At 65.4% G+C, this 22986-nt stretch carries 20 protein-coding genes; 10 read left to right on the top strand and 10 right to left on the bottom strand.

The window, feature by feature from the left end; all coding sequences use genetic code 11:
• Positions 1-77 precede the first annotated feature (77 nt).
• Complete coding sequence (gene dnaK / locus ACFWP0_RS19540) at positions 78-2003, top strand: molecular chaperone DnaK (RefSeq protein WP_377844788.1); 1926 nt, start codon at positions 78-80, stop codon at positions 2001-2003.
• A 109-nt stretch (positions 2004-2112) separates the two neighbouring features.
• Entirely contained in the window at positions 2113-3246 is a 1134-nt protein-coding gene (gene dnaJ / locus ACFWP0_RS19545; RefSeq protein ID WP_377844790.1) for a molecular chaperone DnaJ, read from the top strand.
• A 418-nt stretch (positions 3247-3664) separates the two neighbouring features.
• On the opposite strand, the gene ACFWP0_RS19550 is transcribed toward dnaJ, so the two are convergent.
• Both ACFWP0_RS19550 and ACFWP0_RS19555 read right to left on the bottom strand, forming a co-directional pair.
• Positions 3665-4054, bottom strand: coding sequence for a DUF4148 domain-containing protein (locus tag ACFWP0_RS19550; protein WP_377844791.1), 390 nt, complete (start codon positions 4052-4054; stop codon positions 3665-3667).
• Between the two features lie 284 nt (positions 4055-4338).
• The gene (locus ACFWP0_RS19555; RefSeq protein WP_377844793.1) at positions 4339-7095 is read right to left on the bottom strand and encodes a M16 family metallopeptidase; all 2757 of its coding nucleotides are present in this window, start codon (positions 7093-7095) and stop codon (positions 4339-4341) included.
• Positions 7096-7223: 128 nt separating this feature from the next.
• Here ACFWP0_RS19555 and ACFWP0_RS19560 point away from each other — a divergent pair, with 128 nt between their 5' ends.
• The 3 genes from ACFWP0_RS19560 to ACFWP0_RS19570 all read left to right on the top strand — a co-directional run bounded on the left by ACFWP0_RS19560 (position 7224) and on the right by ACFWP0_RS19570 (position 9100).
• A complete protein-coding gene (locus tag ACFWP0_RS19560) occupies positions 7224-7823 on the top strand; it encodes a GNAT family N-acetyltransferase (protein WP_377844795.1) in 600 nt (199 codons plus the stop codon).
• Between the two features lie 249 nt (positions 7824-8072).
• Complete coding sequence (locus ACFWP0_RS19565) at positions 8073-8453, top strand: hypothetical protein (RefSeq protein WP_377844797.1); 381 nt, start codon at positions 8073-8075, stop codon at positions 8451-8453.
• A gap of 89 nt (positions 8454-8542) precedes the next feature.
• Entirely contained in the window at positions 8543-9100 is a 558-nt protein-coding gene (locus ACFWP0_RS19570; RefSeq protein WP_377844799.1) for a GNAT family N-acetyltransferase, read from the top strand.
• 33 nt (positions 9101-9133) lie between these two features.
• Here ACFWP0_RS19570 and ACFWP0_RS19575 read toward each other — a convergent pair whose 3' ends face one another.
• Both ACFWP0_RS19575 and ACFWP0_RS19580 read right to left on the bottom strand, forming a co-directional pair.
• Positions 9134-10306: a VWA domain-containing protein gene (locus ACFWP0_RS19575; protein ID WP_377844801.1), complete on the bottom strand. Its 1173-nt coding sequence runs from the start codon at positions 10304-10306 to the stop codon at positions 9134-9136.
• Between the two features lie 25 nt (positions 10307-10331).
• A complete protein-coding gene (locus tag ACFWP0_RS19580) occupies positions 10332-11213 on the bottom strand; it encodes an AAA family ATPase (protein ID WP_377844803.1) in 882 nt (293 codons plus the stop codon).
• Positions 11214-11388: 175 nt separating this feature from the next.
• On the opposite strand from ACFWP0_RS19580, the gene ACFWP0_RS19585 reads away from it, so the two are divergent.
• Both ACFWP0_RS19585 and ACFWP0_RS19590 read left to right on the top strand, forming a co-directional pair.
• Positions 11389-11742: a c-type cytochrome gene (locus ACFWP0_RS19585; protein ID WP_377844805.1), complete on the top strand. Its 354-nt coding sequence runs from the start codon at positions 11389-11391 to the stop codon at positions 11740-11742.
• 12 nt (positions 11743-11754) lie between these two features.
• The gene (locus ACFWP0_RS19590) at positions 11755-12117 is read left to right on the top strand and encodes a c-type cytochrome (RefSeq protein ID WP_377844807.1); all 363 of its coding nucleotides are present in this window, start codon (positions 11755-11757) and stop codon (positions 12115-12117) included.
• A gap of 96 nt (positions 12118-12213) precedes the next feature.
• Here ACFWP0_RS19590 and ACFWP0_RS19595 read toward each other — a convergent pair whose 3' ends face one another.
• Positions 12214-12639 carry a DUF1841 family protein gene (locus tag ACFWP0_RS19595; protein ID WP_171661874.1) on the bottom strand — a complete coding sequence of 142 codons (426 nt, stop codon included), beginning with the start codon at positions 12637-12639 and terminating at the stop codon, positions 12214-12216.
• 204 nt (positions 12640-12843) lie between these two features.
• Between ACFWP0_RS19595 and icd the strand changes: the two genes are divergently transcribed.
• The 3 genes from icd (at position 12844) to ACFWP0_RS19610 (ending at position 17229) form a co-directional block, all read left to right on the top strand.
• A complete protein-coding gene (gene icd / locus ACFWP0_RS19600; RefSeq protein WP_006217809.1) occupies positions 12844-14100 on the top strand; it encodes an NADP-dependent isocitrate dehydrogenase in 1257 nt (418 codons plus the stop codon).
• A gap of 116 nt (positions 14101-14216) precedes the next feature.
• Positions 14217-15476 carry an O-antigen ligase family protein gene (locus tag ACFWP0_RS19605; protein WP_377844808.1) on the top strand — a complete coding sequence of 420 codons (1260 nt, stop codon included), beginning with the start codon at positions 14217-14219 and terminating at the stop codon, positions 15474-15476.
• A 211-nt stretch (positions 15477-15687) separates the two neighbouring features.
• Positions 15688-17229, top strand: a complete 1542-nt coding sequence (locus ACFWP0_RS19610) for a methyl-accepting chemotaxis protein (protein ID WP_377844810.1) — start codon at positions 15688-15690, stop codon at positions 17227-17229.
• Here ACFWP0_RS19610 and ACFWP0_RS19615 read toward each other — a convergent pair.
• The 5 genes from ACFWP0_RS19615 to ACFWP0_RS19635 all read right to left on the bottom strand — a co-directional run bounded on the left by ACFWP0_RS19615 (position 17207) and on the right by ACFWP0_RS19635 (position 22956).
• Positions 17207-18106, bottom strand: a complete 900-nt coding sequence (locus ACFWP0_RS19615; protein WP_377844812.1) for a 4-hydroxy-tetrahydrodipicolinate synthase family protein — start codon at positions 18104-18106, stop codon at positions 17207-17209. The genes ACFWP0_RS19610 and ACFWP0_RS19615 overlap by 23 nt on opposite strands.
• Positions 18107-18109: 3 nt before the next feature.
• Entirely contained in the window at positions 18110-18439 is a 330-nt protein-coding gene (locus ACFWP0_RS19620; RefSeq protein ID WP_377844814.1) for a hypothetical protein, read from the bottom strand.
• A gap of 143 nt (positions 18440-18582) precedes the next feature.
• Positions 18583-19353 (bottom strand): TorF family putative porin, encoded by a 771-nt coding sequence (locus ACFWP0_RS19625; RefSeq protein ID WP_377844816.1) that lies wholly within the window; start codon positions 19351-19353, stop codon positions 18583-18585.
• A 116-nt stretch (positions 19354-19469) separates the two neighbouring features.
• Positions 19470-20162 carry a two-component system response regulator KdpE gene (gene kdpE / locus ACFWP0_RS19630; RefSeq protein ID WP_377844818.1) on the bottom strand — a complete coding sequence of 231 codons (693 nt, stop codon included), beginning with the start codon at positions 20160-20162 and terminating at the stop codon, positions 19470-19472.
• A 7-nt stretch (positions 20163-20169) separates the two neighbouring features.
• The gene (locus ACFWP0_RS19635; RefSeq protein WP_377844820.1) at positions 20170-22956 is read right to left on the bottom strand and encodes a DUF4118 domain-containing protein; all 2787 of its coding nucleotides are present in this window, start codon (positions 22954-22956) and stop codon (positions 20170-20172) included.
• Between the last annotated feature and the right edge of the window lie 30 nt (positions 22957-22986).

A 22986-nucleotide genomic window follows, 5' to 3' on the forward strand; every position in this document is an offset into this window, starting at 1 on the left:
ACCCTGCGGGCAGCCCCAGTTATGTGGGGACAAGAAGTTTTTCTCTATTTTCATAGATTTAATCAAGGTAACCCACCATGAGCAAGATTATTGGCATTGACCTGGGCACGACCAACAGCTGCGTGGCTGTCATGGACGGCGGGCAGGTCAAAATCATTGAAAACGCGGAAGGCGCTCGCACCACCCCCTCCATCGTTGCCTACATGGACGATGGCGAGACCCTGGTCGGCGCGCCGGCCAAGCGCCAGGCTGTGACCAACCCGCGCAACACCCTGTACGCGGTGAAGCGCCTGATCGGCCGCAAGTTCGAAGAAAAGGCGGTGCAGAAGGACATCAACCTGATGCCCTACGCCATCGTCCGCGCCGACAACGGCGACGCCTGGGTGGAAGTGCGCGGCAAGAAGATGGCGCCTCCCCAAGTGTCGGCCGACGTGCTGCGCAAGATGAAGAAGACCGCCGAGGACTACCTGGGCGAAGAAGTGACCGAGGCCGTCATCACCGTGCCCGCCTACTTCAACGACAGCCAGCGCCAGGCCACCAAGGACGCCGGCCGCATCGCGGGCCTGGAAGTCAAGCGCATCATCAACGAACCCACCGCTGCCGCGCTGGCGTTCGGCCTGGACAAGACCGAGAAGGGCGACCGCAAGATCGCCGTCTATGACTTGGGCGGCGGCACGTTCGACGTGTCCATCATCGAGATCGCCGACGTCGACGGCGAAAAGCAGTTCGAAGTGCTGTCGACCAACGGCGACACCTTCCTGGGCGGCGAAGACTTCGACCAGCGCATCATCGACTACATCATCTCCGAGTTCAAGAAGGAACAAGGCGTTGACCTGTCCAAGGACGTGCTGGCCCTGCAACGCCTGAAGGAAGCGGCTGAAAAGGCCAAGATCGAACTGTCGTCGACTCAGCAGACCGAAATCAACCTGCCGTACATCACGGCGGACGCCTCGGGCCCGAAGCACCTGAACCTGAAGATCACGCGCGCCAAGCTGGAAGCGCTGGTCGAGGAACTGATCGAACGCACGATCGAGCCCTGCCGCGTGGCCATCAAGGACGCCGGCGTGAAGGTTTCCGACATCGACGACGTGATCCTGGTCGGCGGCATGACCCGCATGCCCAAGGTCCAGGAGAAGGTGAAGGAATTCTTCGGCAAGGATCCGCGCAAGGACGTGAACCCCGATGAAGCCGTCGCCGCTGGCGCCGCCATCCAGGGCTCCGTGCTGTCGGGCGACCGCAAGGACGTGCTGCTGCTGGACGTGACGCCTCTGTCGCTGGGTATCGAAACCCTGGGCGGCGTGATGACGAAGATGATCCAGAAGAACACCACGATCCCGACCCGGTTCTCGCAGACCTTCTCGACCGCCGACGACAACCAGCCGGCCGTGACGATCAAGGTGTTCCAGGGCGAACGCGAAATCGCCGCGGGCAACAAGGCCCTGGGCGAGTTCAACCTCGAAGGGATCCCGCCGTCGCCTCGCGGCATGCCGCAGATCGAAGTCACGTTCGACATCGACGCCAACGGCATTCTGCACGTGTCCGCCAAGGACAAGGGCACCGGCAAGGAAAACAAGATCACCATCAAGGCCAACTCGGGTCTGTCGGAAGACGAGATCCAGCGCATGGTCAAGGATGCCGAGGCCAACGCCGAGGAAGATCACCGCGTTGCCGAACTGGCCCAGTCGCGCAACCAGGCCGACGCGCTGGTGCATGCCACCCGCAAGTCGCTGACCGAGTATGGCGACAAGCTCGAAGCCTCCGAAAAGGAAAGCATCGAAGCCGCCATCAAGGACCTGGAAGGCACGCTGAAGGAAGGCGACAAGGCCGCGATCGACGCCAAGGTGGAAGCCCTGTCGACGGCATCGCAGAAGCTGGGCGAGAAGATGTACGCCGACATGCAGGCGCAGCAAGCCGCCGGCCAGCAGCAAGCGGCCGACAACGCGAAGCCGGTGGACGACAACGTCGTCGACGCCGACTTCAAGGAAGTCAAGCGCGACCAATAATGGCCGGGCGCTGACCTGCCTCTGCCGCCCGGTAGCCGGAGAAATCCGCCTACCGGGCGGACTCATTCTGTAGCACTGAAAAGAAGGCTCGTTTTTGAGCCCACGGATCATGGCAAAACGCGACTATTACGAAGTCCTGGGCGTAGCAAAAAACGCCGCGGACGACGACCTCAAGAAGGCCTATCGAAAGCTGGCCATGAAGTACCATCCGGACCGCAACCCGGACAGCAAAGAAGCCGAAGAGAAGTTCAAGGAAGCCAAGGAAGCCTACGAGGTCCTGGGTGATGAACAGAAGCGCGCCGCGTATGACCGCTATGGCCACGCGGGCGTGGACCCCAACTCCGCCGGCATGGGCGGGGCGGGCATGGGCGGCGGCTTTGCCGACGCCTTCGGCGACATCTTCGGCGAGATCTTCGGCGGCGGCGGCGGCGGTGGCCGTCGCGGCGGCGGCCCGCAGGTGTACCGCGGCGCCGACCTGAAGTACGCGCTGGAAATCTCGCTGGAACAGGCCGCTGCCGGTTTCGACACCGAAATCCGCGTGCCCAGCTGGGAACACTGCGACACCTGCCACGGCTCCGGCGCCAAGGCGGGCACCTCGCCCAAGACCTGCCGCACCTGCGGGGGCTCGGGCGCCGTGCGCATGCAGCAAGGCTTCTTCAGCGTCCAGCAAACGTGCCCGACCTGCCACGGCAACGGCAAGGAAATCACCGACCCGTGCCCGTCCTGCGACGGCGTGGGCCGCATCCGCCGCAACAAGACCCTGCAGGTCAAGATTCCCGCCGGCATCGACGACGGCATGCGTATCCGCTCCAGCGGCAATGGCGAACCGGGCATCAACGGCGGCCCGCCGGGCGACCTGTATGTGGAAATCCACATCAAGCAGCACAAGATCTTCCAGCGCGACAGCGACGACCTGCACTGCGAGCTGACCATCCCGTTCACTACGGCGGCGCTGGGCGGCGAGCTCCAGGTGCCGACGCTGGGCGGCAAGGCCGAGATCTCGATCCCGGAAGGCACGCAGTCCGGCAAGACCTTCCGCCTGCGCGGCAAGGGCATCCGCGGCGTGCGCGGCAGCTACCCGGGCGACCTGTACTGCCACGTCGTGGTGGAAACGCCGGTCCGCCTGAGCGACGACCAGAAGAACATCCTGCGCCAGTTCGAGGCTTCGCTGAACGACGGCGGCGACCGCCACTCGCCGCAAAGCAAGTCCTGGACCGACCGCGTCAAGGAATTCTTCAGCTGACAAGCCTGAAGCAAAAAAGCAAAAGCAAGAGCAAAAGCCGCGACGAGAGTCGCGGTTTTTTTTTCCGCAGCAGCACCGCGAAGCGTCCCCTCAACGACGCGAGCCACCGCGTAAGCCCAACAAGGCCGCCCGCGCGCCCGGGCCGCCGCCGCGCCAGGCGGCTAAAGAACCCAAACCTTCCCAGCCAGAACGAACCACCAGCCCATAAAAAAACCGCGGCTTTCGCCGCGGTTTCACTGCTACTGCAACTGCTACTGCTACTGCTACTGCAACATCCACATCTACTGCGACTGCAACTTCAATAGCGACTTCAACTTCAACTTCAACTACTACTGCTACAGCAACCACCGCTGTCGCCAGAAAAAACCGACCTCAAGCCATGATGCCGCCCGAGGCCGGCCGGGCTACAGCAAGCAGCTCACCGGGCGGTCGGCGGGTAGTCAAGCTCGCCGAACGTGTATTGGCCGCTGGCCTTGGCTTGCGCCAGTTCCGATTGGACTTCGGCGCGCGTCTTGACGCTGGCCGCAGCCGCCGCGACGGGCGGGTATTGCAGTTCGCCAAACGTGTACTGGCCGTTGACCTTGGCTTGTTGCAGCTGGGCTTGCACTTCCTGCGAGCTCAGGCCCGTGGTCTGCGGCACGGCGGGCGGATAGTCCAGCTCGCCGAAGGTGTATTGGCCGCTGGCCTTGGCTTGCTGCAGCTCGGTCGCGACCTGAGCGCTGCTCTTGGATTGTTCAACGCCGGCCGCTTGCGCGCCAACGCCAACCAGAGCCAGGGAAAGAAGTAGGGTGGTAGTTAGGGTTTTCATGGTCAGACCTCCAATTCGTCTTAGGTGGGGACCGAATCCGGCGGCCCTCCGTCGTGTTCGTTGTGTTCCCGATGACTGAATTGTGCTCGCTATCCCACCTGGGATAAACCCGTATTCACTGAAAACATCTTTCCAAATAACCGAGTAATCGTAGATTTTTTAACAATTACCCCCGTGAGTGGCATGGTCAAGCCTATTTTCTAGAAAATGACCTGTCCCCGCCAGATGCATTCATACAAAAAAACCCCTGCCGAGGCAGGGGTTTTGACAGGCGTAAAGTCCGGTCAGGGCGTGGATTTCTTCTTGAAGTCGCCCGCCACCGCGGTGCTGAAGCCGTCCGCCCGCAGGTGCCGGCGCAAGGCGGCATTGACCGCATCGGGCGTCAGCGCGGAGATCTTCTTGTCCATCTCGGCCGACCACGCGAACGTGCGGCCGCGCTGCAGATAGTCCAGCCACGTGCTGGCCAGGATGTCGTCCTGCGCGCGGGCCAGATTGCGATAGTTGAGCAGCGCGGTGATGCCTTCCGAGATCTCCTTGTCCGAGAAGCCGTCCTTCAGTACGCGGGCCAGTTCCTCATTGATGGCCTTTTCCAGGCGCTCGCGGTTCTGCGGCGCGTAGATCGCATACATGCTCCAGCTTCCCGTGGGCTCGAACGACGACACCGACAGGGAGCTGCGCACGTTGTAGGACAGGCCTTCGGTCTCGCGGACGCGGTTCCACAGGCGCGAGGTTTCCGACGCGCCGAACAGGTAGTTGCCCAGGTACAGCGCGGCGTAGTCGGGATCGGTGTCCTGCAGCTTCAGCGGCATGCGCGACAGGTAGAAGGCATTGGCCTTGTCGGGCGTGTCGATGTCGAACTGCTTGGCGGGCACGTCGCGGTACGGATTGGGCACGCGGGTGTAGGCGGGCGCCTTCTTCCATCCCGCCAGGCCGGTCTTGATGGCCTTTTCCACGGCTTCCGGCTCGAAATCGCCAACGGCCGAGAATTCGATGCGGCCGGCGCCATAGAACTTGGCGTGGAACTTGGAAAGGGCGTCGCGGTTCAGGGCGCGCACGCCAGCCAGCGATTCCTCGAACGTGGGCACGTAGCGCAGATCGTCGGCGGGCCACGGGTTGTCCTGGCGCGCCAGCGCGCGTCCGGCCAGGGCCGAGGGTTCGGTCATGGCGTTCTGGATGGAGGTTTCAAGCTGGCGCTGATACTCCTCGAGCTGTTCCTTCGGGAAATTGGCGTTGCGGATGATGTCCAGCGCCAGGGCGGTCAACTCGGGCAGATTCTCGCCCTTGGTCGACATGGCGACCTTGAGCGTGGTGCCCCCGCCGCTGAAGCCGAGCTCGGCCTGCAGCTTGTCCAGGCGGTCCTGTATGTCCTGGCGCGACAGCTTGGCCGTTCCGCGCAGCAGCAGGTCGGCGGCGGCGCTGGAATTCACGCGCTGGCCGAGCAGGTCCTTTTCATTGCCGAACTGGATCAGCATCTGCGCCTGCACGCGGCTGCCGCGCGTGGCCTTGGGCAGCAGCGCCAGTTGCACCGGGCCGTTGGGGAGGTCCAGCTTCTTGCGCTGGGTAAGCTTGTCGATGTTCTCGGGCGTGGGATCAAAGGCGGACGCGGCCTTGAAGTCCGGATCGCCCTTGTAGTCCTTGAAGACCTCGGTCAGGTCCGTGCGTTGCGCCTGCGGCGCGCGCACCGGCTTTTCGGTCGGGATGTAGCGGCCCTCGATGCGGTTGCTTTGCACCAGGTAGGAAGTGGCGGCCTTCTGCACGTCGGCCAGCGAAGCCTTGCGGGCGCGGTCGCGCTGCAAGAAGAACAGGCGCCAGTCGCCGGCGGCGATGGCTTCGGACAGCGCCACGCCGACTTGCTCGGGATCGCTGTAGGTTTGCTCCCATGCGGTCAGCCACTTGCTGCGCGCGCGGTCCAGTTCCTGCTGAGTGAAGGGCTTCTTGCCCAGCGATTCCAGCGTGCCGGTCAACGCCTTCATGGCGGCGTCCAGGCTCTTGCCCGGCGGCAATTGGGCGGCAAACATCGCCAGGCCCGGATCCAGGTTTTCCATCGTGAAGCCGAACACGCCCGAAGCCAGCTTGGTCGGGACCAGCGCATGGTAGAGGCGGCCAGACGGCGTGTCGGCCAGGATGGTGGTGGCCAGGTCGAAAGGCACGAAGTCGGGGCTGCCCGCGGCGGGGATGTGATACATCGCCGCGACCAGCGGCGTACCGCCCGCGCGGCGCAGGATCACCGAGCGCTCGCCGTCCTGCACCGGCTCCACCGTGTATTCGGGAGGCAGCTTGCGGTCGGGCTTGGGCAGCTTGCCCAGCGTGGCCTCGATGTCCGCCAGGGTGGCTTGCGGGTCGAACTTGCCCGCCACGATCAGCACGGCGTTATCGGGCTGGTAGTACTCGTGATAGAAGGCGCGCAACTGGCCGATGTCCACGTTCTCGACATCGGAGCGGGCGCCGATGGTGTTCTTGCCGTAGCTGTGCCATTGGTAGGCTGCGGACTGCATTTTCTGCATGAGAATGCGAAAGGGGCTGTTCTCGCCGCTTTCCATCTCGTTGCGCACCACGGTCATTTCCGAGTCCAGGTCTTCCTTGGCGATCAGGGAGTTGACCATGGCGTCGGCCTGCCAGCCCAGGTACCACTTCAGGGTGTCGGGGTTGGCGGCGAAACTGGCGAAGTAGTTGGTGCGGTCGCTGGAGGTCGAGCCGTTGGCCTGCAGGCCGCGGCGCGAGAATTCGCCCATGGCGTTGCGGGTGGTGGACGTGCCCTTGAACAGCATGTGCTCCAGCAGGTGAGCCATGCCCGTCTGGCCATAGTTTTCGTTGCGCGAGCCGACGAGGTAGGTCATGTTGACCGTGGTGGAGGGCTTGGATTCGTCGGGAACCAGCAGCACCCTGAGGCCATTGGCCAGGCGGTATTCGGTGATGCCTTCAATCGAGGCGGCCTCCGATACGCCGGCCGGCAGGCTGGCGGCCCCGGCCTGAAAGGCCAGGAAGGAGGAGAACAGCAGCGCGCTCAACGGACGCGGCAGCTTCGACAGGGACAGGCGCATGGCAGACAATTCCTTTGGCATGGCAGAATCCGTTGGAGTGTATACGTTGGCAATGGTTCAGGGGCTCGCGCACGGGGAAGCGTCCGCGGCGGGCTCGGCCGCAGGCCGCGAGGCAAGGGAAATCCGATATGTCTTTATCCGTGGAAGTCGAAACCCCGCGCCTGGTGCTGCGGCAGTGGCTTGCGGCCGACCGCAAGCCTTTCGCCGAGCTGAACGGCGACCCCGGCGTGACGGAGTACCTGCTGCCTCTTGGCGCCCAGGAGAGCGATGCGCTGGCTGACCGGCTGGCGGCGGGCATCGATGAGCACGGCTGGGGCTTTTGGGCGGTGGAGGCCCCCGGGGTCGCGCCCTTTATCGGCTTTGTGGGCATCAAGCCGCTGGCTGCCGCCTTGCCGTTTGCCCCGGGCGTGGAGATCGGCTGGCGGCTGGCGCGGCCTTTCTGGGGCAGGGGCTACGCCAGCGAGGCCGCCGAGGCGGCGTTGCGCGTGGGTTTCGAGCAGGTGGGGCTGGGCGAGATCGTGGCGTTCACGGTGCCGGCCAACCTGCGCTCGCGCGCAGTGATGGAGCGCCTGGGCATGCGCGCCGACCCGGAATGCTTCGACCACCCGGCGGTGCCAGCGGGAAATCCGCTGCGCTCGCACGTGCTGTACCGGATAAGCCGCGATGGCTGGCTGGTCAAAAGAAATGGTGACAGGGATCCTGGAGACTTGCCGTTTGCGGCGGCATAAGGCGCTGAGAGCCGCGCCGATCTGTCATGTTGCAGTGCAGCGCCCTGGAAATGCAAGGCTGATTTGAGGTATGGGCGGTCGCGGGTGTAAGCTTTTACAGAAGCAGTAGCTGTTGCCGACGGGATGCGCGACAGCCGTCCACCGGTTTCCCGTCCAACGCCAGACGCCGCCGCATCCGCGGCGCCGGTGCTTGTCGTTCGCGCCTTCGCTGCCGGCATCCTGCCGGCGCATTTTTCGGAGGAACGACCCATGCTGACCGAGATCGTCACGCGTGCTTTGTCCCAATTGACAGGCAGCGCCCTGAGCGGCGAGGGCATCAAAGGACAGTTTCAGTACGCCTATGCCAGTGATGACGGCCAATTCGTGGCCATATTGACGCATGACATGACCACGTATGTGGTGGACTTGAACACACAGCGGTATTTTGCGGAGTGCGGGGGATCGCCGCGCGGATTCGCCGGCCATGTGTTGGAGATGGAGGGCGCGGCGGCGCGCAGCCATCCTTGGCCCGCCGCCAATGATCTTTTTGACCTCGACATGGACGCCGATGAATTGTCGTGGCGCCAGTGCCCGGGCCTGCGCAACATGGCGAATAACGCTCACCGATCTGTGGAGAGCCGCGCCGCCTGAGAGTGGCCAGAAGCGGCAACACCTCACTGAGCCGGCGGATTCGCCGGTTTTTTTTGTCTCGCGGGTTCGCGGCTGGCTAAAATTCAGGCATGAACACGCACGCAGAACTCCGCGCCCCGGAAGGCGCGACGCTGGTCGATTGCACGCATGAACGCCATGCGGACCAGATACTGGCCATCTTCAACGACGCCATCGCCACGTCCACCGCGCTGTACGACTACAAGCCGCGGCCGCGCGAGGCCATGCTCGGATGGTTCCAGGCCAAGCAGCAGGGCGGCTTTCCCGTGGTGGGGCTTGAGAACCAGGCCGGCGAATTGATGGCCTTCGCCAGCTACGGCACCTTCCGCGCCTGGCCGGCCTACAAGTATTCGGTCGAGCATTCCGTGTACGTGGACGCGCGTTTTCGCGGCCTGGGGCTGGGCGAGGCCCTGATGCGGGAACTGATCGCGCGCGCCCGCGCCCGGCAGGTGCATGTGCTGATCGGCGGGATCGATGCGTCCAACCAGGGCAGCATCCGGCTGCACGAGAAGCTGGGCTTCCAGCACGCCGGCACGATCCGCGAGGCGGGCTTCAAGTTCGGACGCTGGCTGGACCTGGCGTTCTACCAGCTGACGCTGGACACGCCCAACAACCCGGTCGACGGCTGAGCCAGGGCGGGGCCTGTTTACAGGCCCCGGTTCTTACTTGGACAGCATCCGCATGGCCTGCTCCAGGCCGGCCACCGTCACGGGGTACATGCGGTCCTGCATGATGTCGCGCATCAGCGCGATGGACTGGCGGTATTGCCACGAGGCGGTGGGCTCGGGGTTGAGCCAGACGGATTTCGGCCAGGCGCCCAGCAGCCGGCGCATCCATTCGGCGCCGGGTTCCTTGTTGTAGTGTTCGACCGAGCCGCCGGGCTGCAGGATCTCGTAGGGGCTCATGGTGGCGTCGCCGACGATGATCAGGCGCCAGTCGGGGTTGTACTTGCGCAGCACGTCCCAGGTGTCGAAGCGTTCGTTCTGGCGGCGGCGGTTGCTTTGCCACAGGCTTTCGTAGGGGCAATTGTGGAAGTAATAGACTTCCAGGTTGCGGAATTCGGAGCGGGCCGCCGAGAACAGTTCTTCCACCCGGCCGATGTGGTCGTCCATGCTGCCGCCCACATCCAGCAGCATCAGTACCTTGACCGTATTGTGGCGCTCCGGGACCATGCGCAGGTCCAGGTGGCCGGCGTTGCGCGCCGTGCTGGCGATGGTGTCGTCCAGGTCCAGTTCCATCTCGGCGCCCTGGCGCGCAAAGCGCCGCAGCCGGCGCAGCGCCACCTTGAAGTTGCGCGTGCCGAGCTCGACCTGGTCGTCGTAGTCCTTGAACTGGCGCATGTCCCAGACCTTGACGGCGCTGCGGTTGCCGGCCGATGCGCCGCCCATGCGTATGCCTTCGGGGTGGTAGCCGCCGTTGCCGAAGGGCGAGGTGCCGCCGGTGCCGATCCATTTGCTGCCGCCCGCGTGGCGTTCCTTCTGCTCTTCGAGGCGTTCCTTGAAGAGCTCCATGAGCTTGTCCCAGCCGTGCTTTTCGATAGCGGCCTTTTCTTCGGGAGAGAGGCTTTTTTCGAACTGCTTGATCAGCCAGTCCAGCGGGATCTCCTTGCCCGCGGGCAAGGCGGCTTCGATGCCCTTGTAATAGGCGCCGAAAGCCTTGTCGTAGCGGTCGTAGAGGGACTCGTCCTTGACGAGCGTGGCGCGCGCGAGGAAGTAGAACTCGTCCAGCGTGGGCGCCATCAGGTCCTGGCGCAGGGCGTCCACCAGGGTCAGGTATTCCTTGACCGAGACGGGCAGCTTGTGCGCCCTGAGGTGATAGAAGAAGTCGATCAGCATGTGCGGGCCGCCCGTGAGTGCAGGATCAGCGGCGCTGGCCGCCGCGCGTCATGGCCGCCAGGCGCTCGAGCAGATGCACGTCCTGCTCGTTCTTCAGCAGCGCGCCGGCCATCAGCGGCACGGCCGTGGCCGTATGCGCGTCGATCTGGGCCGCGGTGGCGTCCTCGGCCAGCAGCAGGCGCAGCCAGTCCAGCAGTTCGGAGGTGGACGGCTTTTTCTTCAGGCCCGGCGCTTCGCGCAGCGAGAAGAAGGTGTCGAGCGCGGCGCGCAGCACGTCCTGCTTCAGGTCGGGGTAGTGCACCGCCACGATGTCGCGCATGGTGTCGCGGTCCGGGAAGCGGATGTAGTGGAAGAAGCAGCGGCGCAGGAAGGCGTCGGGCAGGTCCTTTTCGTTGTTGGACGTGATGATGACCAGCGGGCGGTGGCGCGCGGCGATGGTCTCGCGCGTTTCGTACACATGGAATTCCATGCGGTCCAGTTCGCGCAGCAGATCGTTGGGGAATTCGATGTCGGCCTTGTCGATCTCGTCGATCAGCAGCACGACAGGCTCGTGCGCCTGGAACGCCTGCCACAGCGTGCCCTGCACGATGTAGTTGCGGATGTCGCGGACCTTTTCGTCGCCCAGCTGCGAATCGCGCAGGCGCGACACGGCATCGTACTCGTACAGGCCCTGATGCGCCTTGGTGGTGGACTTGATGTGCCATTGCAGCAGCGGCCGGCCCAGCGCGCGGGCGACTTCTTCCGCCAGCATGGTCTTGCCGGTGCCGGGCTCTCCCTTGATCAGGAGCGGGCGCTGCAAGGTGAGCGCGGCGTTGACGGCAAGCTTCAGGTCATCGGTGGCGACGTAGCTGTCGGTCCCATCGAAGCGGACTGGCTTGGCGGAGGAGGCGGTCTGGGCTGCGGACATGGTCTGATGGCTTCTGTGGTTTGATGGGGATCAATAGCATCGTAAGGTATTAATCCTGAGCAATTATCGTACAATCAGGCGGTTTTGCTTTGGGTTCCACCCGCAACGTGTTTGCCGAGGGCCTTTTCGTGTGAGCAGGCCCTAGTCCTTAGCCATACCAAGAAGAGTCATTCCAATGAAGTTGCGAACCTCTCTGAAGTGCACGATATCCGTGTTGGCCGCCATGGCGTCCTGTGCGATCGCCGGCCAGGCTGTTGCTGCGGACGCAGCGCCGGTCGGTAATATCCAGAATGCCCGAGACAAGGTCTCCATGTGCATCGGCTGCCACGGCATCGACGGCTACAAGGCGACGTTTCCCGAGCTGTATCACGTGCCGATGATCGCCGGCCAGAACGCCAAATACATCGAAACCGCCCTCAACGAGTACAAGAAAGGCGCGCGCAGCCATCCCACGATGGACGCCATTGCCGGCAGCCTGTCCGACCAGGACATCGCCGACCTGGCCGCTTACTACTCGAATCTCAAATAAGGGGGCAAATCTATGAACCGCACCATGCTTGCCCTTGCGGGCGCGACCCTGGCCATCTCGGGCGCCGCCGCCCAGGCGCAGGACCTGGCGGCCGGCAAGGCCGTCTTCGACAAGTTCAATTGCGCGTCCTGCCATGGCGCCGACGCCAAGACGGCGGTGGACCCGGCCTACCCGACGCTGGCCGGCCAGCACGCCGACTACCTGGCCCACGCCTTGAAGGCCTACAAGCGCGGCGCCTCGGGCAGCGCGGCCACGGCCAACGTGCGCAAGAACCCCATCATGGGCGCCTTCGCCACGCAGCTGTCCGACCAGGACATCTCCAACGTGTCGGCCTGGCTCTCGTCGCTGCCCAGCGATTTGGGCGTGCGCAGATAGGTTCGGCCGGATAGCTTCGGCCGGATATAGGTTCGGCTTGAAATTGCCGGCGGCAACGGTAAAAACCCTCGGAAATCCGAGGGTTTTTTGTTCAGGTCAGAGGCTGGCGCGCCGGCGGATCAGGTCTATGTAAGTGTCGCTGTCGAGCGGAGTGCCCAGCCGCTGGGCTTCCCAGACGACCTGGCCCAGGCATTCCATGATCTCGTGGGCGGCCTGGTGGGCGTCCGAGCGCGCGGTCAGCTGCTGATAGGCGCGGCGGATGCCGGGCGGATGGTCGATGGACAGCTGCTCCGCGATGGCCAGGTGCATGGACAGGTGCAGAAAAGGATTGGTCCGACCTTTTTCCACGGCGTACTCGGCCGTCATGGCGTCGGGGCTTTCGAGGTCGCCGTGATATTCCGGATGCTCGATGATCCAGTCCAGCGCGATGGCCTCGAGCGGGGTCAGGACCTCGTTGGCGCGGTGCTTGCGCCAGGTTTCGATAAAGAATTCGCGGACTTGGTCGCGGGAGGGATTGAACATCTGCGGGGGACGGAAAGCGGGCTGTAGAAGCATTATTTTACCGCCCCGGCCGGACCGTCAGGTCGGCCCGCCCCTTTGCGATATAGAATTGGTTGCTATCCGCCATCCGGTGAGCGGTTCGCGGGGGGCGGTATTCCCCGCGGAATCGGACGCTTTCCGATGCCGGCGCGCGCAGAAAAACCACCCGGAGCAAATGGAGCATTCATGTCCTACCAACATATCAAGGTTCCCGCTGGCGGCCAGAAAATCACGGTCAACGCCGATTTCTCGCTGAATGTGCCTGAACAGCCCATCGTTCCCTTCATCGAGGGCGACGGCACGGGCGCCGACATCACCCCCGTGATGATCAAGGTCGTCGACGCGGCGGTGCAGAAAGCCTACGGCGGCAAGCGCAAGATCCACTGGATGGAAGTCTATGCCGGCGAGAAGGCCACCAAGGTCTACGGCCCGGACGTGTGGCTGCCCGACGAGACCCTGGAAGTCGTCAAAGACTACGTGGTTTCCATCAAGGGTCCGCTGACCACTCCAGTCGGCGGCGGCATCCGTTCCTTGAACGTGGCGCTGCGCCAACAGCTGGACCTGTACGTGTGCCTGCGTCCCGTGGCGTACTTCAAGGGCGTGCCGTCCCCGGTGCGCGAGCCCGAGAAGACCAACATGGTGATCTTCCGCGAGAACTCGGAAGACATCTATGCCGGCATCGAATACATGGCCGAAAGCGAGCAGGCCAAGGAACTGATCCAGTTCCTGCAGACCAAGCTCGGCGTGAAGAAGATCCGCTTCCCGAACACCTCGTCCATCGGCATCAAGCCGGTTTCGCGCGAAGGCACCGAGCGCCTGGTGCGCAAGGCTGCTCAGTACGTCATCGACAACGACCGCACGTCGCTGACGCTGGTGCACAAGGGCAACATCATGAAGTTCACCGAGGGCGGCTTCCGCGACTGGGGCTACGAGCTCCTGCAAAAGGAATTCGGCGCCCAACTGATCGACGGCGGCCCGTGGTGCAAGTTCAAGAACCCGAAGACGGGCCGCGAGATCATCGTGAAGGACGTGATCGCCGACGCCTTCCTGCAGCAGATCCTGCTGCGCCCGGCCGAATACGACGTGATCGCTACCCTGAACCTGAACGGCGACTACATCTCCGACGCGCTGGCCGCGCAAGTGGGCGGCATCGGCATCGCCCCGGGCGCGAACCTGTCGGATTCGGTCGCCATGTTCGAAGCCACGCACGGCACGGCGCCGAAGTACGCGGGCAAGGACTACGTGAACCCCGGTTCCGAGATCCTGTCGGCTGAAATGATGCTGCGCCACATGGGCTGGACCGAAGCCGCCGACCTGATCATCTCCAGCATGGAAAAGTCCATCCTGTCCAAGAAGGTCACGTACGACTTCGCCCGCCTGCTCGAAGGCGCGACCCAGGTGTCGTGCTCGGGCTTTGGCCAGGTCATGATCGAAAACATGTAGTTCGCGGTTCGCCCCGCATGTCCCGAAAACCCGCCCGCCGTCATGGCGGGCGGGTTTTGTCTAATCAATAGCATGATGCGCTTCGCGCTTGCTTTGTTCATTTCAGGTTGAGTGTTGTGCCCCGACTGTATGTTTCCCTGGTCACCTGGCTTGTTCTCCTGGTCCCCGCGCTGGCGCTGACCAGCCCGGTGGGCGGGCCCGCCATTCTTTATCTGAGCGGCCTGACTGCGCTGACCGCGCTGGCGGTGAATGCCGTCAAGCGTTATGAACCCATGAACTTCGGCGCCCTGTGGCCCGTGTCGCTGGCGCTGCTGCTGCCGCTGGCCTGTATGTTCATCACGTCCGCGGTGCGGGGCGTGTGGAGCGATTCGGAACTGGAGAAGCTGCTGCGCTTTGCGCTGGCGCTGCCGATCCTCTGGCTTTTGCTGCGCGCCCCTCGGCGGTGGCTCAAGCACCTGCAATGGAGCATTCTTGCCGGCGCGCTGGCCGGCGCGGCGATGCTGATCGTGACCCTGGAAACACTGGGGCGCAATGCCGTCGTCGAGATCGGCGGGCGCTACAACGCCGTGGCGTTCGCGAACATAACCTTGCTGTTCGGCGCCATGACGCTCCTGTCCCTGGGCTGGGGCGCCAGCACGCGTTGGCCGCGTGTCGAAACGGGCGTGAAGCTGCTGGTTGCCGCCTTGGCCGTGTATGCCACCTGGAAATCCGAGACCCGCAGCAGCTGGATGCTGCTGCCCATCCTGGGGCTGGTGTTCCTGCTCGGTTTGCGCAACTGGAAGCGCCGCCACAAGGTGTATTGCGCGCTGGCGGTCTGCGTCGCGCTGATCGCCAGCGCGGCCGCCATCTGGACGTTCAGCACGCGCATGCATGAGATCTCCAGAGACGTTCAGGGCTTCGCAACGTCGGCGAATCGCGACACGTCCTTCGGCATCCGGCTGCAGCTCTGGCACGCGTCCATCATCATGTTCCAGAAGAGCCCGATCGTAGGCATCGGCCCCAGCAAGTTCCGCGAGGAATTGCGGGAACTGCAGACCCAGGGCATCGTGACGCAAGAGGTTGTCGACGGCTTTGGCGAACCCCACAACGATTTGCTGGCGGCCTTGTCCGGATACGGCCTGCTGGGCCTCATCAGCATCCTGACGCTGTATCTGCTGCCGGCGGCTGTCTTCTTCCGGCGGCTGGCCAGCGACGACCGCGTCATCCGTGTTGGCGCGCAATTGGGGCTGCTGTTCTGCCTGGGCTATTGCGCGTTCAGCCTGACCGAGATGATGTTCCGCAATATGCGCAGCGTGCCGACCTATGGCCTGATCATGGTGACGCTGATTGCGCTGACCACGCCGCGCCCGGACCGCGCGGGCCAGCCGCTGCGCTAGGCCGCGCGGGCGGATGCCCGAAGCCGTATCCAAGAACGCAAGGCGCGCGCGCCTTGCGTCTTTTTTTTATGCGGGTTGCGCTAGATCAAGCTTGCCGCGGCGGTTTGATGAAAACACTGTTTTATGTCCGTATCCTGGCGGGAAGAAATACATGAACCGTCACATTTTGCCGCCATTGGTTTCGGGGCGCGAAAGGACATTGAAGGATGCGATGAGTAAGTCCAGCTTGCGTAGGGAACTGTTGTGGTTCGTGTTTGCCATCGGCGCGGCCGTGCTGGCGCTGGGCGCCTGGGACGCGTGGCAACGCCGCGCCGAGATGGTGGCCGACCGCAAGACAGAGCTGCTCCACGTGCTGGACCTGGCCGCGGGCATTCTGCGCAACGGCAAGCAGAGCGCGCACGAGGGCGTGCCCCTGGCCGAGGCCAAGCGCAACGTCGCGCGCCGCCTGGCGCAGCTGCGCTACGGCAAGGACGGCTATGTCGGCGCGTTCGACGACGACTATTCCCTGCTGGCGCATCCCGACGCCAAACTGGTGGGCACGAATGTGCGCGCCATCCAGGACAGCGAGGGCCAGCCGATCTTTGAGCACCTCTACGCGCAGGGCAAGGCGGGCGGCGGCTACGTGCAGTACCTGTTCCCCCGGCCGGGCGGCGAAGCCGCGCTGCCCAAGATCAGCTATGCGGCGTACGACGCGGAATGGGGCTGGCTGATGTTCACGGGCCTGTACGTGGACGATGTCGACGCGGCGTTCCACGGGACCTTGTGGCGCCAGGGCGGCGTGACGCTGGGCCTCCTCGTCCTGGTGCTGGCGGCGGCGCTGCGCTTTTTCCGCGCGCACATCATCAACCCGCTGGACGAGGCGGTCGCCGTCTGCGAACGCGTGGCCAACGGCGACCTGTCCAGCGCCATCTCGCGCCATCACCGGGGCGAGATCGGCCGCTTGTTCGACGCGATGGCGCGGATGCAGGAACGGCTGGACGTGGCGGTGCGCAGCATCGTGCATTCCACCGGGTCCATCGCGGCCGCCTCGCGCCAGATCGCCGCGGGCAGCATGGACTTGTCCGACCGCACCGAAAAGCAGGCCGCCGCGCTGGAGCAGACGGCCGCGAGCGTGGAGGAAATCACCGCCACCGCCAGGCAAAGCGCGGACCACGTGCGCGAGGTCAGCGCGCTGGCGGGCGAGGCGGCCAGGCTGGCGCGGCAGGGCAGCGAGGAAACGCAGCACGCCATCGACGCCATGCGCGAGATTTCGCATAGCTCGCAACGCATCGGCGAGATCATCCGCCTGATCGACGAAATCGCGTTCCAGACCAACATCCTGGCGCTCAACGCCGCCGTGGAAGCGGCGCGGGCCGGCGAGCAGGGACGGGGTTTCGCGGTGGTGGCGGGCGAAGTGCGCGCGCTGGCCCAGCGCTCGGCCACCGCGGCCAAGGAGATCAAGACGCTGATCGAGGCCTCGTCGGATTCCGTGGTGCGGGGCAGCCAGCGCGTGGAGCAGGCCAGCGCGACGATGGGCAACGTGCTGGAATCCGCGGCCACCAGCGCGCCGCTGATGGGCGAGATCGCCACGGCGTCCAACGAGCAGAGCGTGGGCATCGAGCAGATCAATCAGGCGGTGACGCACCTGGACAGCGTGACGCAGCAGAACGCCGCGCTGGTGGAAGAGTTCGCCGCATCGGCGGGCACTCTGCACGAGCAGGCCGACGGCCTGGCGCGTGCAGTGTCCGTGTTCAAGCTGTCTGCAGCCGCCTAGCCGATCCCTGTACCGCGCTCATGGCCCGCTGCAGGCGCGATCCGAGTTCCCGGCTGGCGGACGTCATGGGCATGCGCAGTTCGTCGGCGATGAGGCCCTGCATGGCCAGCGCGCGCTTGATCGGCGCGGGGTTGGGTTCCGAGAACAGCAGGCGGATCAGCCCGCGCAGGGGTTCGAACATTTCGCGGGCGGCCTCGGCATGGCCATCGCGGGCCAATTGCATGACTTCGACGTAGCGTTCCGGGTACAGGTGGGCCGCGGCCGGAATGGCGCCGCGGCCGCCCGCCAGGAAATGGTCCAGCAGCGCCAGGTCTTCGCCGCAAAGCGCGTCCATCGTGCCGCGCGCATTCAGCGCGGCCAGCACCGACGGATTGCATTCCTTCACGGCGCTGAAGTTGGGCAGCGCGGCCAGCGTTTCCATGGTCTCCACCGTCATCGCCACGCCCGTGCGCTTGGGGATGTTGTAGAGGATGATGGGGCGTTCGGTGGCCCAGGCGATCTGTCGGTAGTGCCAAAGAATGCCGGCTTGCGAGGGGCCCAGGTAGTAGGGCGGCGGCACCAGATAGCCGGCCGGCGCGTACTTGTCCAGGCGGCGGATCGCCGCCGCGACGCCGCGGGTGTCGACGCCGCCCGCGCCAAAGACCAGCGGCAGCGCATGCGGGTCGCTCGCGATGGCTTCGATCATGTCGATCTTTTCAGGCATGCCCAGCAGGTTGCCCTCGCCGGTGGAGCCGAACAGCACCAGGCCGGCGATGCCGGCGTTGCGGTAATAGCGGGCCAGCGCCTGCGCGGCGTCCACGTCCACATATCCGCCGCGCATCGGGGTGACCATCGGCAGCCAGATGCCCTCGAAAACGGTCTTGGCAGGGATGTCCATGGCTTATTGCACCGTGATTGCGCTGGCCGGACGCACCGGGCCAAACTCCGCCTGGGGCAGGCCGCACATGACGGCGTGCATCAGGGCGTCCAGTTCGCTGCGCGCGCATTGAAGCTGCAGCGTGCTTTGCGCATGGGCATGGTCCACCGACAGCAGGTAGATGCCGATGCGGTCGCCCAGCTCGCGATGCAGCGCCAGCCGCACGTTCAGGGCATCCAGCGTGTCTATCCTGACCGTCAGCGCGACCAGGTCGGATTGCGGTTGGGACGCCAGGGAGGCGGCGTGCGGATGATCGGGCGAACGGTTCAGGCGGCGGTCCAGTCGGGGAATCATGGCGGGGGCGGGACGGAGACGCCGCTTGCGGCGATCCGCGTATCCGGTTGGTTGATGACGATTCCACTATAGGAATCGCGCCGTAAATCCTGCCGATAAAAGCGGGCGCGACGCATAAAAATCGCGTCAACGCCCGTCCGTGCTCAGAACACCTTGGTCAGGGACAGCAGGCCCGTGGCGCGGCCCATGTCGCGGCCGCGCGTATTGGTGTAGACGGCGCGGTCGGCGTTGGTGTCCAGATAGGCCAGCGATACCGACAGGCCTTGGCCGAAGTCCTTGGTCAGGCCCAGCTTCCAGTCGGTGTAGGAGCCATTGTCGACGTTGCGCACGGTCTGGCGGCCCACGTGGGCGTTGACGGTCAGCCCCCAGACGCCGGTGTCGAAATTGCCGGACAGGTCGAAGTACTGGCTGTACTTGCTGTCGGCGAAGCCGAACAGGTTGGTCATGGCGATGGAGTACTTGAACATCAAGGGGCCGTAGCCGATGCCGGCATACAGCTCGGTAGTGTCGGGGCTGGTGTAGCCGGACGGGTAGTCGCCGGGGTAGTAGTACTGCAGGACGCCGACGTCCACCGGCACGTCCTGGGCCAGATTGCCCTTGTAGCCGCCGTAGAAGTCCATTTCGACGGGCGCGGAAACGTCGCTGTTGCTGTCGTTCAGCCAGCTGATGTTGGAGTTCCAGTTGCCCAGGTAGAAGCCGCTGGCGTGGGCGAGGTCGAAGCCGCCCTGGATCGCGGGCTTGTTGTTGGTCTGCATCAGGCCGCGGTAGCGGTATTGGCTGGCGAGCGTGACGTTGGCCGTCAGGGTGAAGTCGGAGGCCGTGGCGGGGGTCTCGGCGGCGGCGGGGGCGTCGCTGGCTTGCGCCGTGGCGCTCAGGGCCAGCAGTGCAAGCGCGGCCAGGGTGTTGCGGGACATGGAATGCTCCTGGTGTTGAACGGGACCGCAACAATAGGAGGATTGGCATAAAGCGCGAGACAAGACTCGCGCCTTCCGCGTAAAGGCCGCATCAATGCGCGCGAAAAGCCCGGGCTTCAGCCCGCGAAGCGGTAGCCCACGCCGATCTCGGTCAGCAGGAACACGGGCTGGGCGGGATCGGCTTCCAGCTTCTGGCGCAGGTGGCCCATGTAGATCCGCAGGTAGTGATTGCTTTCGACGTGCGACGGGCCCCAGACCTCGCGCAGCAGTTCCCGGTGCGTCATGACCTTGCCGCGGTGCGCCAGCAAGGCGGCCAGCAGCCGGTATTCCATGGCGGTCAGGTGCACGTGCTGGCCGGCGCGTTCGACGACCCGCTTTGAGAAATCCACGCGCACGTCGCCGAACGCGATCTCGGCCGCGTTGCCCGCCCCGCCCCTGGCGTGGCGCCGCAGCAGCACGCGCAGGCGGGCCAGCAGTTCGCTGACGCCGAAGGGCTTGGTCAGGTAGTCGTCGGCGCCGGCGTCCAATGCGGCGACCTTGTCGGCCTCGGCGCTGCGGGCCGACAGCACCAGCACGGGCACCTCGGTCCAGCCGCGCAGCTCGCGGATCAGGGTCATGCCGTCTTCGTCGGGCAGGCCGAGGTCCAGCACGATCGCGTCGGGCTGCCGGGTGCCGGCCTCGATCAGGCCGCGCTTGACGGTGTCGGCTTCATGGACGGTGCACCCCTCGCTTTCCAGGGCCTGGCGGACGAAGCGCCGGATGTTGGCGTCGTCTTCAATGATCAGGACGGCAGGCTGGTAGTCGAACATAGGGAAATCAAGGGGTTTCGGGTTGGATCGCGGGCGGGGTGCCCAGCGGCAGGCTGAAGACGAACTGCGCGCCCGAGGCTTGCCCCGGCGCATGCTCGACCCAGATGCGCCCGTGATGGGCGGTGATGATGGCTTCGCATACCGCCAGGCCCAGGCCGACGCCCGGCGTGGCGGATTCGCGTTCGCCGCGGGTGAATTTCTCGAAGATGCGGCGTTCGGCGCCCGGCGCCACGCCGGGGCCGTTGTCGCTGACGGCCACGCGCAGCTCGTCTTCATGGACGGCGGCGTGCAGGTGCAGGGTGCTGCCCGCCGGCGTGTACTTGGCCGCGTTTTCAAGCAGGTTGCACAGCACGCGTTCGATCAGCACGCCATCGCATTCCACCAGCGGCAGGTCGGACAGGCTGGCGACGGTGACCCGGTGCGCGGCCAGCGGCTCCCGCATGGCGGCCAGCGAGGCGCCCACCAGTTCTTCGACGGACTGCCATTCCAGGCGCAGCGGCGTGTCGCGGTTCTGCAGCCGCGCCATGTCCAGCAGGTTGGCGACCAGCGCATGCATGCGCTGGGCCTGGTCGCGCATGGCGCGGATGGTGTCCTGGATGTCCGCGGGCAGCGCGGCCTGCTGGCGCATCAGCGTGTCGGTCATGCCCACCAGGCTGGTCAGGGGCGTGCGCAGGTCGTGCGAGACGGCGGCCAGCAAGGAGTTGCGCAGCTTTTCCGATTCCATGCTGACCAGGGCCTGCTGCGCCACTTCCACATAGTGCAGGCGCTCCAGCGCTATGGCGATCAGGGTGGCGTAAGCCTCGATCTGGCGGCGCGAATCGGGATGCGAGAACAGGCTGCGGCGCGGCGTCGCCAGCGCCAGCACGCCGCGCGTGCGCATGGGGGCCTTCAGCGGCAGGTACAGCAGTTCGCTGTTGGACAGGGTGGTGGTGCCCGCGCCCGCCGGCTGCCCGTGGTCATAGACCCATTGCGCCAGGGCGGACTCCAGCGGCGGCATGTCGTCTGCGGCGGGCGAGGCCAGCTTCAGGCGGTCGTCCAGGCCCAGGATATAGAGCGCGCAGCGCGAGCCGAAGGTGGCATGCACGAACGAGCCGGCCAGGGCCACGATCTGTTCGGGCAGCAGCGCCGACGACAGCTCCCGCGCGAACTCATACAGGCTGCGCGCATCGGCTTCGCGCTTGACGGAGGTCTGGGCCTGCAGGCGCAGGCCGGCCGTCAGCTGGCCGATGAGCAGGCCCACGCCCAGCAGCACGCCGAAGGTCAGCAGGTACTGCACGTCCGACACGGCAAAAGACGTCAGGGGCTGGACGAAGAAGAAGTCGAACAGCGCCACGCTGACGACCGAGGCCAGCGCCGCCGGCCCCCGGCCGTGGCGCAGCGCCACCGCCACCACCGCCAGCAGGAACAGCATGACGATGTTGGTCTGGTGCAGGGCGGGAAAGGCAAGCGCGGACAGCGCCGTGGCGGCCGCGCAATAGCACAGGGCCCAGGCATAACCGGTCAGCGAACGCCCGTTGCGCTCATCGGCCGCCTGGCGGGCGCGGCGTCCCAATGTGAGCGGATCGCGCCCGGGCGCGGCGCGGGCGGGCAGCGGCGGCGCGCCCAGCCGGATGATGTCGATTTCCGGGCAGCCCGCGGCCAGCATGTCGGCAAAGCTGTGGCGGCGCCACAGCCAGCCCGGGGTCATGGCCGCGTTCAGCAAGGCCGACAGCGACAGGCGCAGCCGCTGCAGGCCGCTGGCGCGCGTGCGGCCGACGAGGGCCTTGGTGATGTTGTGGCGGCGGACATAGCGGACAACTGCGTCCACCATGTCCCCTCCGGCCAGCGTTTCGCTGCGGGCGCCCAGCGCATCGGCCAGCGCCAGGCTGTGCTGCAGCCGCTCCAGCTCGGCGGGCGGCGGCGGGGCCGCACGCGGCGTGTCGATGGTGACGACGTGCAGATCGCAATCGAGCTGCTGGCTCAGGCGGTGGGCGCTGCGGATCACGTACTCGGCGTCGATGTCCGGGCCGATGCAGGCGACGATGGCCTCGCGCGTTCGCCATACGGGCTCGATGGCGCGGTCGCGGCGATAGGCCTGCACGTCGTCGTCCACGTGGTCGGCGGTGCGGCGCAGCGCCAGTTCGCGCAGCGCGATCAGATTGCCCTTGCGAAAGAAGTTGCGCGTCGCGTGGCGGGCCTGCTCCGGCAGGTAGACCTTGCCTTCCTTCAGCCGGCGCAGCAGCTCGTCGGCGGACAGGTCGACGAGGATGACTTCATCGGCCGAATCGAAGACCTCGTCGGGAACCGTCTCCCAGACGCGCACGCCGGTGATGCTGCCGACCGCTTCATTCAGGCTGTCCAGGTGCTGGACGTTCAGCGTGGTCCAGACGTCGATGCCCGCGGCCAGCAGTTCCTGGATGTCCTGCCAGCGCTTGGCGTGGCGCGAGCCGGGCGCGTTGGAATGGGCCAGCTCATCCACCAGCACCAGGCTTGGGCGCCGCTGCAAGGCGCCGTCCAGGTCGAATTCCTTCAGCACGTGGCCGCGGTAGTCAACGTCCTTGAGCGGCAGGACGGCCAGGTCTTCCAGCAGGGTCGCGGTTTCGCGCCGGCCGTGGGTCTCGACGATGCCCGCCACGACGTCGACGCCCTGGGCGGCCTGCGCGCGGGCGGCCACCAGCATGGCGTAGGTCTTGCCGACGCCGGCCGAGGAGCCGAAGTACACGCGCAGCTTGCCGCGCACCGCCTGGCGCGCGGCATCGTCCAGGTTCTTCAAGAGCGCGTCGGGATCGGGACGCTCGCCGGGAATATCAGCCATGAACGCGCAAGAGGTGGAGGGGAACGGCTG

The organism is Achromobacter sp. NPDC058515 (assembly GCF_042721735.1).
Classification (GTDB): domain Bacteria; phylum Pseudomonadota; class Gammaproteobacteria; order Burkholderiales; family Burkholderiaceae_B; genus Achromobacter.

Coding starts and splice junctions, on each gene's coding strand:
- ACFWP0_RS19635 (WP_377844820.1), bottom strand. CDS start 22,956: ATGGCTGATATTCCCGGCGAGCGTCCCGATCCCGACGCGCTCTTGAAG.
- ACFWP0_RS19625 (WP_377844816.1), bottom strand. CDS start 19,353: ATGTCCCGCAACACCCTGGCCGCGCTTGCACTGCTGGCCCTGAGCGCC.
- ACFWP0_RS19560 (WP_377844795.1), top strand. CDS start 7,224: ATGTCTTTATCCGTGGAAGTCGAAACCCCGCGCCTGGTGCTGCGGCAG.
- dnaJ (WP_377844790.1), top strand. CDS start 2,113: ATGGCAAAACGCGACTATTACGAAGTCCTGGGCGTAGCAAAAAACGCC.
- ACFWP0_RS19610 (WP_377844810.1), top strand. CDS start 15,688: ATGAGTAAGTCCAGCTTGCGTAGGGAACTGTTGTGGTTCGTGTTTGCC.
- ACFWP0_RS19620 (WP_377844814.1), bottom strand. CDS start 18,439: ATGATTCCCCGACTGGACCGCCGCCTGAACCGTTCGCCCGATCATCCG.
- ACFWP0_RS19570 (WP_377844799.1), top strand. CDS start 8,543: ATGAACACGCACGCAGAACTCCGCGCCCCGGAAGGCGCGACGCTGGTC.
- icd (WP_006217809.1), top strand. CDS start 12,844: ATGTCCTACCAACATATCAAGGTTCCCGCTGGCGGCCAGAAAATCACG.
- kdpE (WP_377844818.1), bottom strand. CDS start 20,162: ATGTTCGACTACCAGCCTGCCGTCCTGATCATTGAAGACGACGCCAAC.
- ACFWP0_RS19565 (WP_377844797.1), top strand. CDS start 8,073: ATGCTGACCGAGATCGTCACGCGTGCTTTGTCCCAATTGACAGGCAGC.
- ACFWP0_RS19555 (WP_377844793.1), bottom strand. CDS start 7,095: ATGCGCCTGTCCCTGTCGAAGCTGCCGCGTCCGTTGAGCGCGCTGCTG.
- ACFWP0_RS19580 (WP_377844803.1), bottom strand. CDS start 11,213: ATGTCCGCAGCCCAGACCGCCTCCTCCGCCAAGCCAGTCCGCTTCGAT.
- ACFWP0_RS19590 (WP_377844807.1), top strand. CDS start 11,755: ATGAACCGCACCATGCTTGCCCTTGCGGGCGCGACCCTGGCCATCTCG.
- ACFWP0_RS19615 (WP_377844812.1), bottom strand. CDS start 18,106: ATGGACATCCCTGCCAAGACCGTTTTCGAGGGCATCTGGCTGCCGATG.
- ACFWP0_RS19575 (WP_377844801.1), bottom strand. CDS start 10,306: ATGCTGATCGACTTCTTCTATCACCTCAGGGCGCACAAGCTGCCCGTC.
- dnaK (WP_377844788.1), top strand. CDS start 78: ATGAGCAAGATTATTGGCATTGACCTGGGCACGACCAACAGCTGCGTG.
- ACFWP0_RS19585 (WP_377844805.1), top strand. CDS start 11,389: ATGAAGTTGCGAACCTCTCTGAAGTGCACGATATCCGTGTTGGCCGCC.
- ACFWP0_RS19595 (WP_171661874.1), bottom strand. CDS start 12,639: ATGTTCAATCCCTCCCGCGACCAAGTCCGCGAATTCTTTATCGAAACC.
- ACFWP0_RS19550 (WP_377844791.1), bottom strand. CDS start 4,054: ATGAAAACCCTAACTACCACCCTACTTCTTTCCCTGGCTCTGGTTGGC.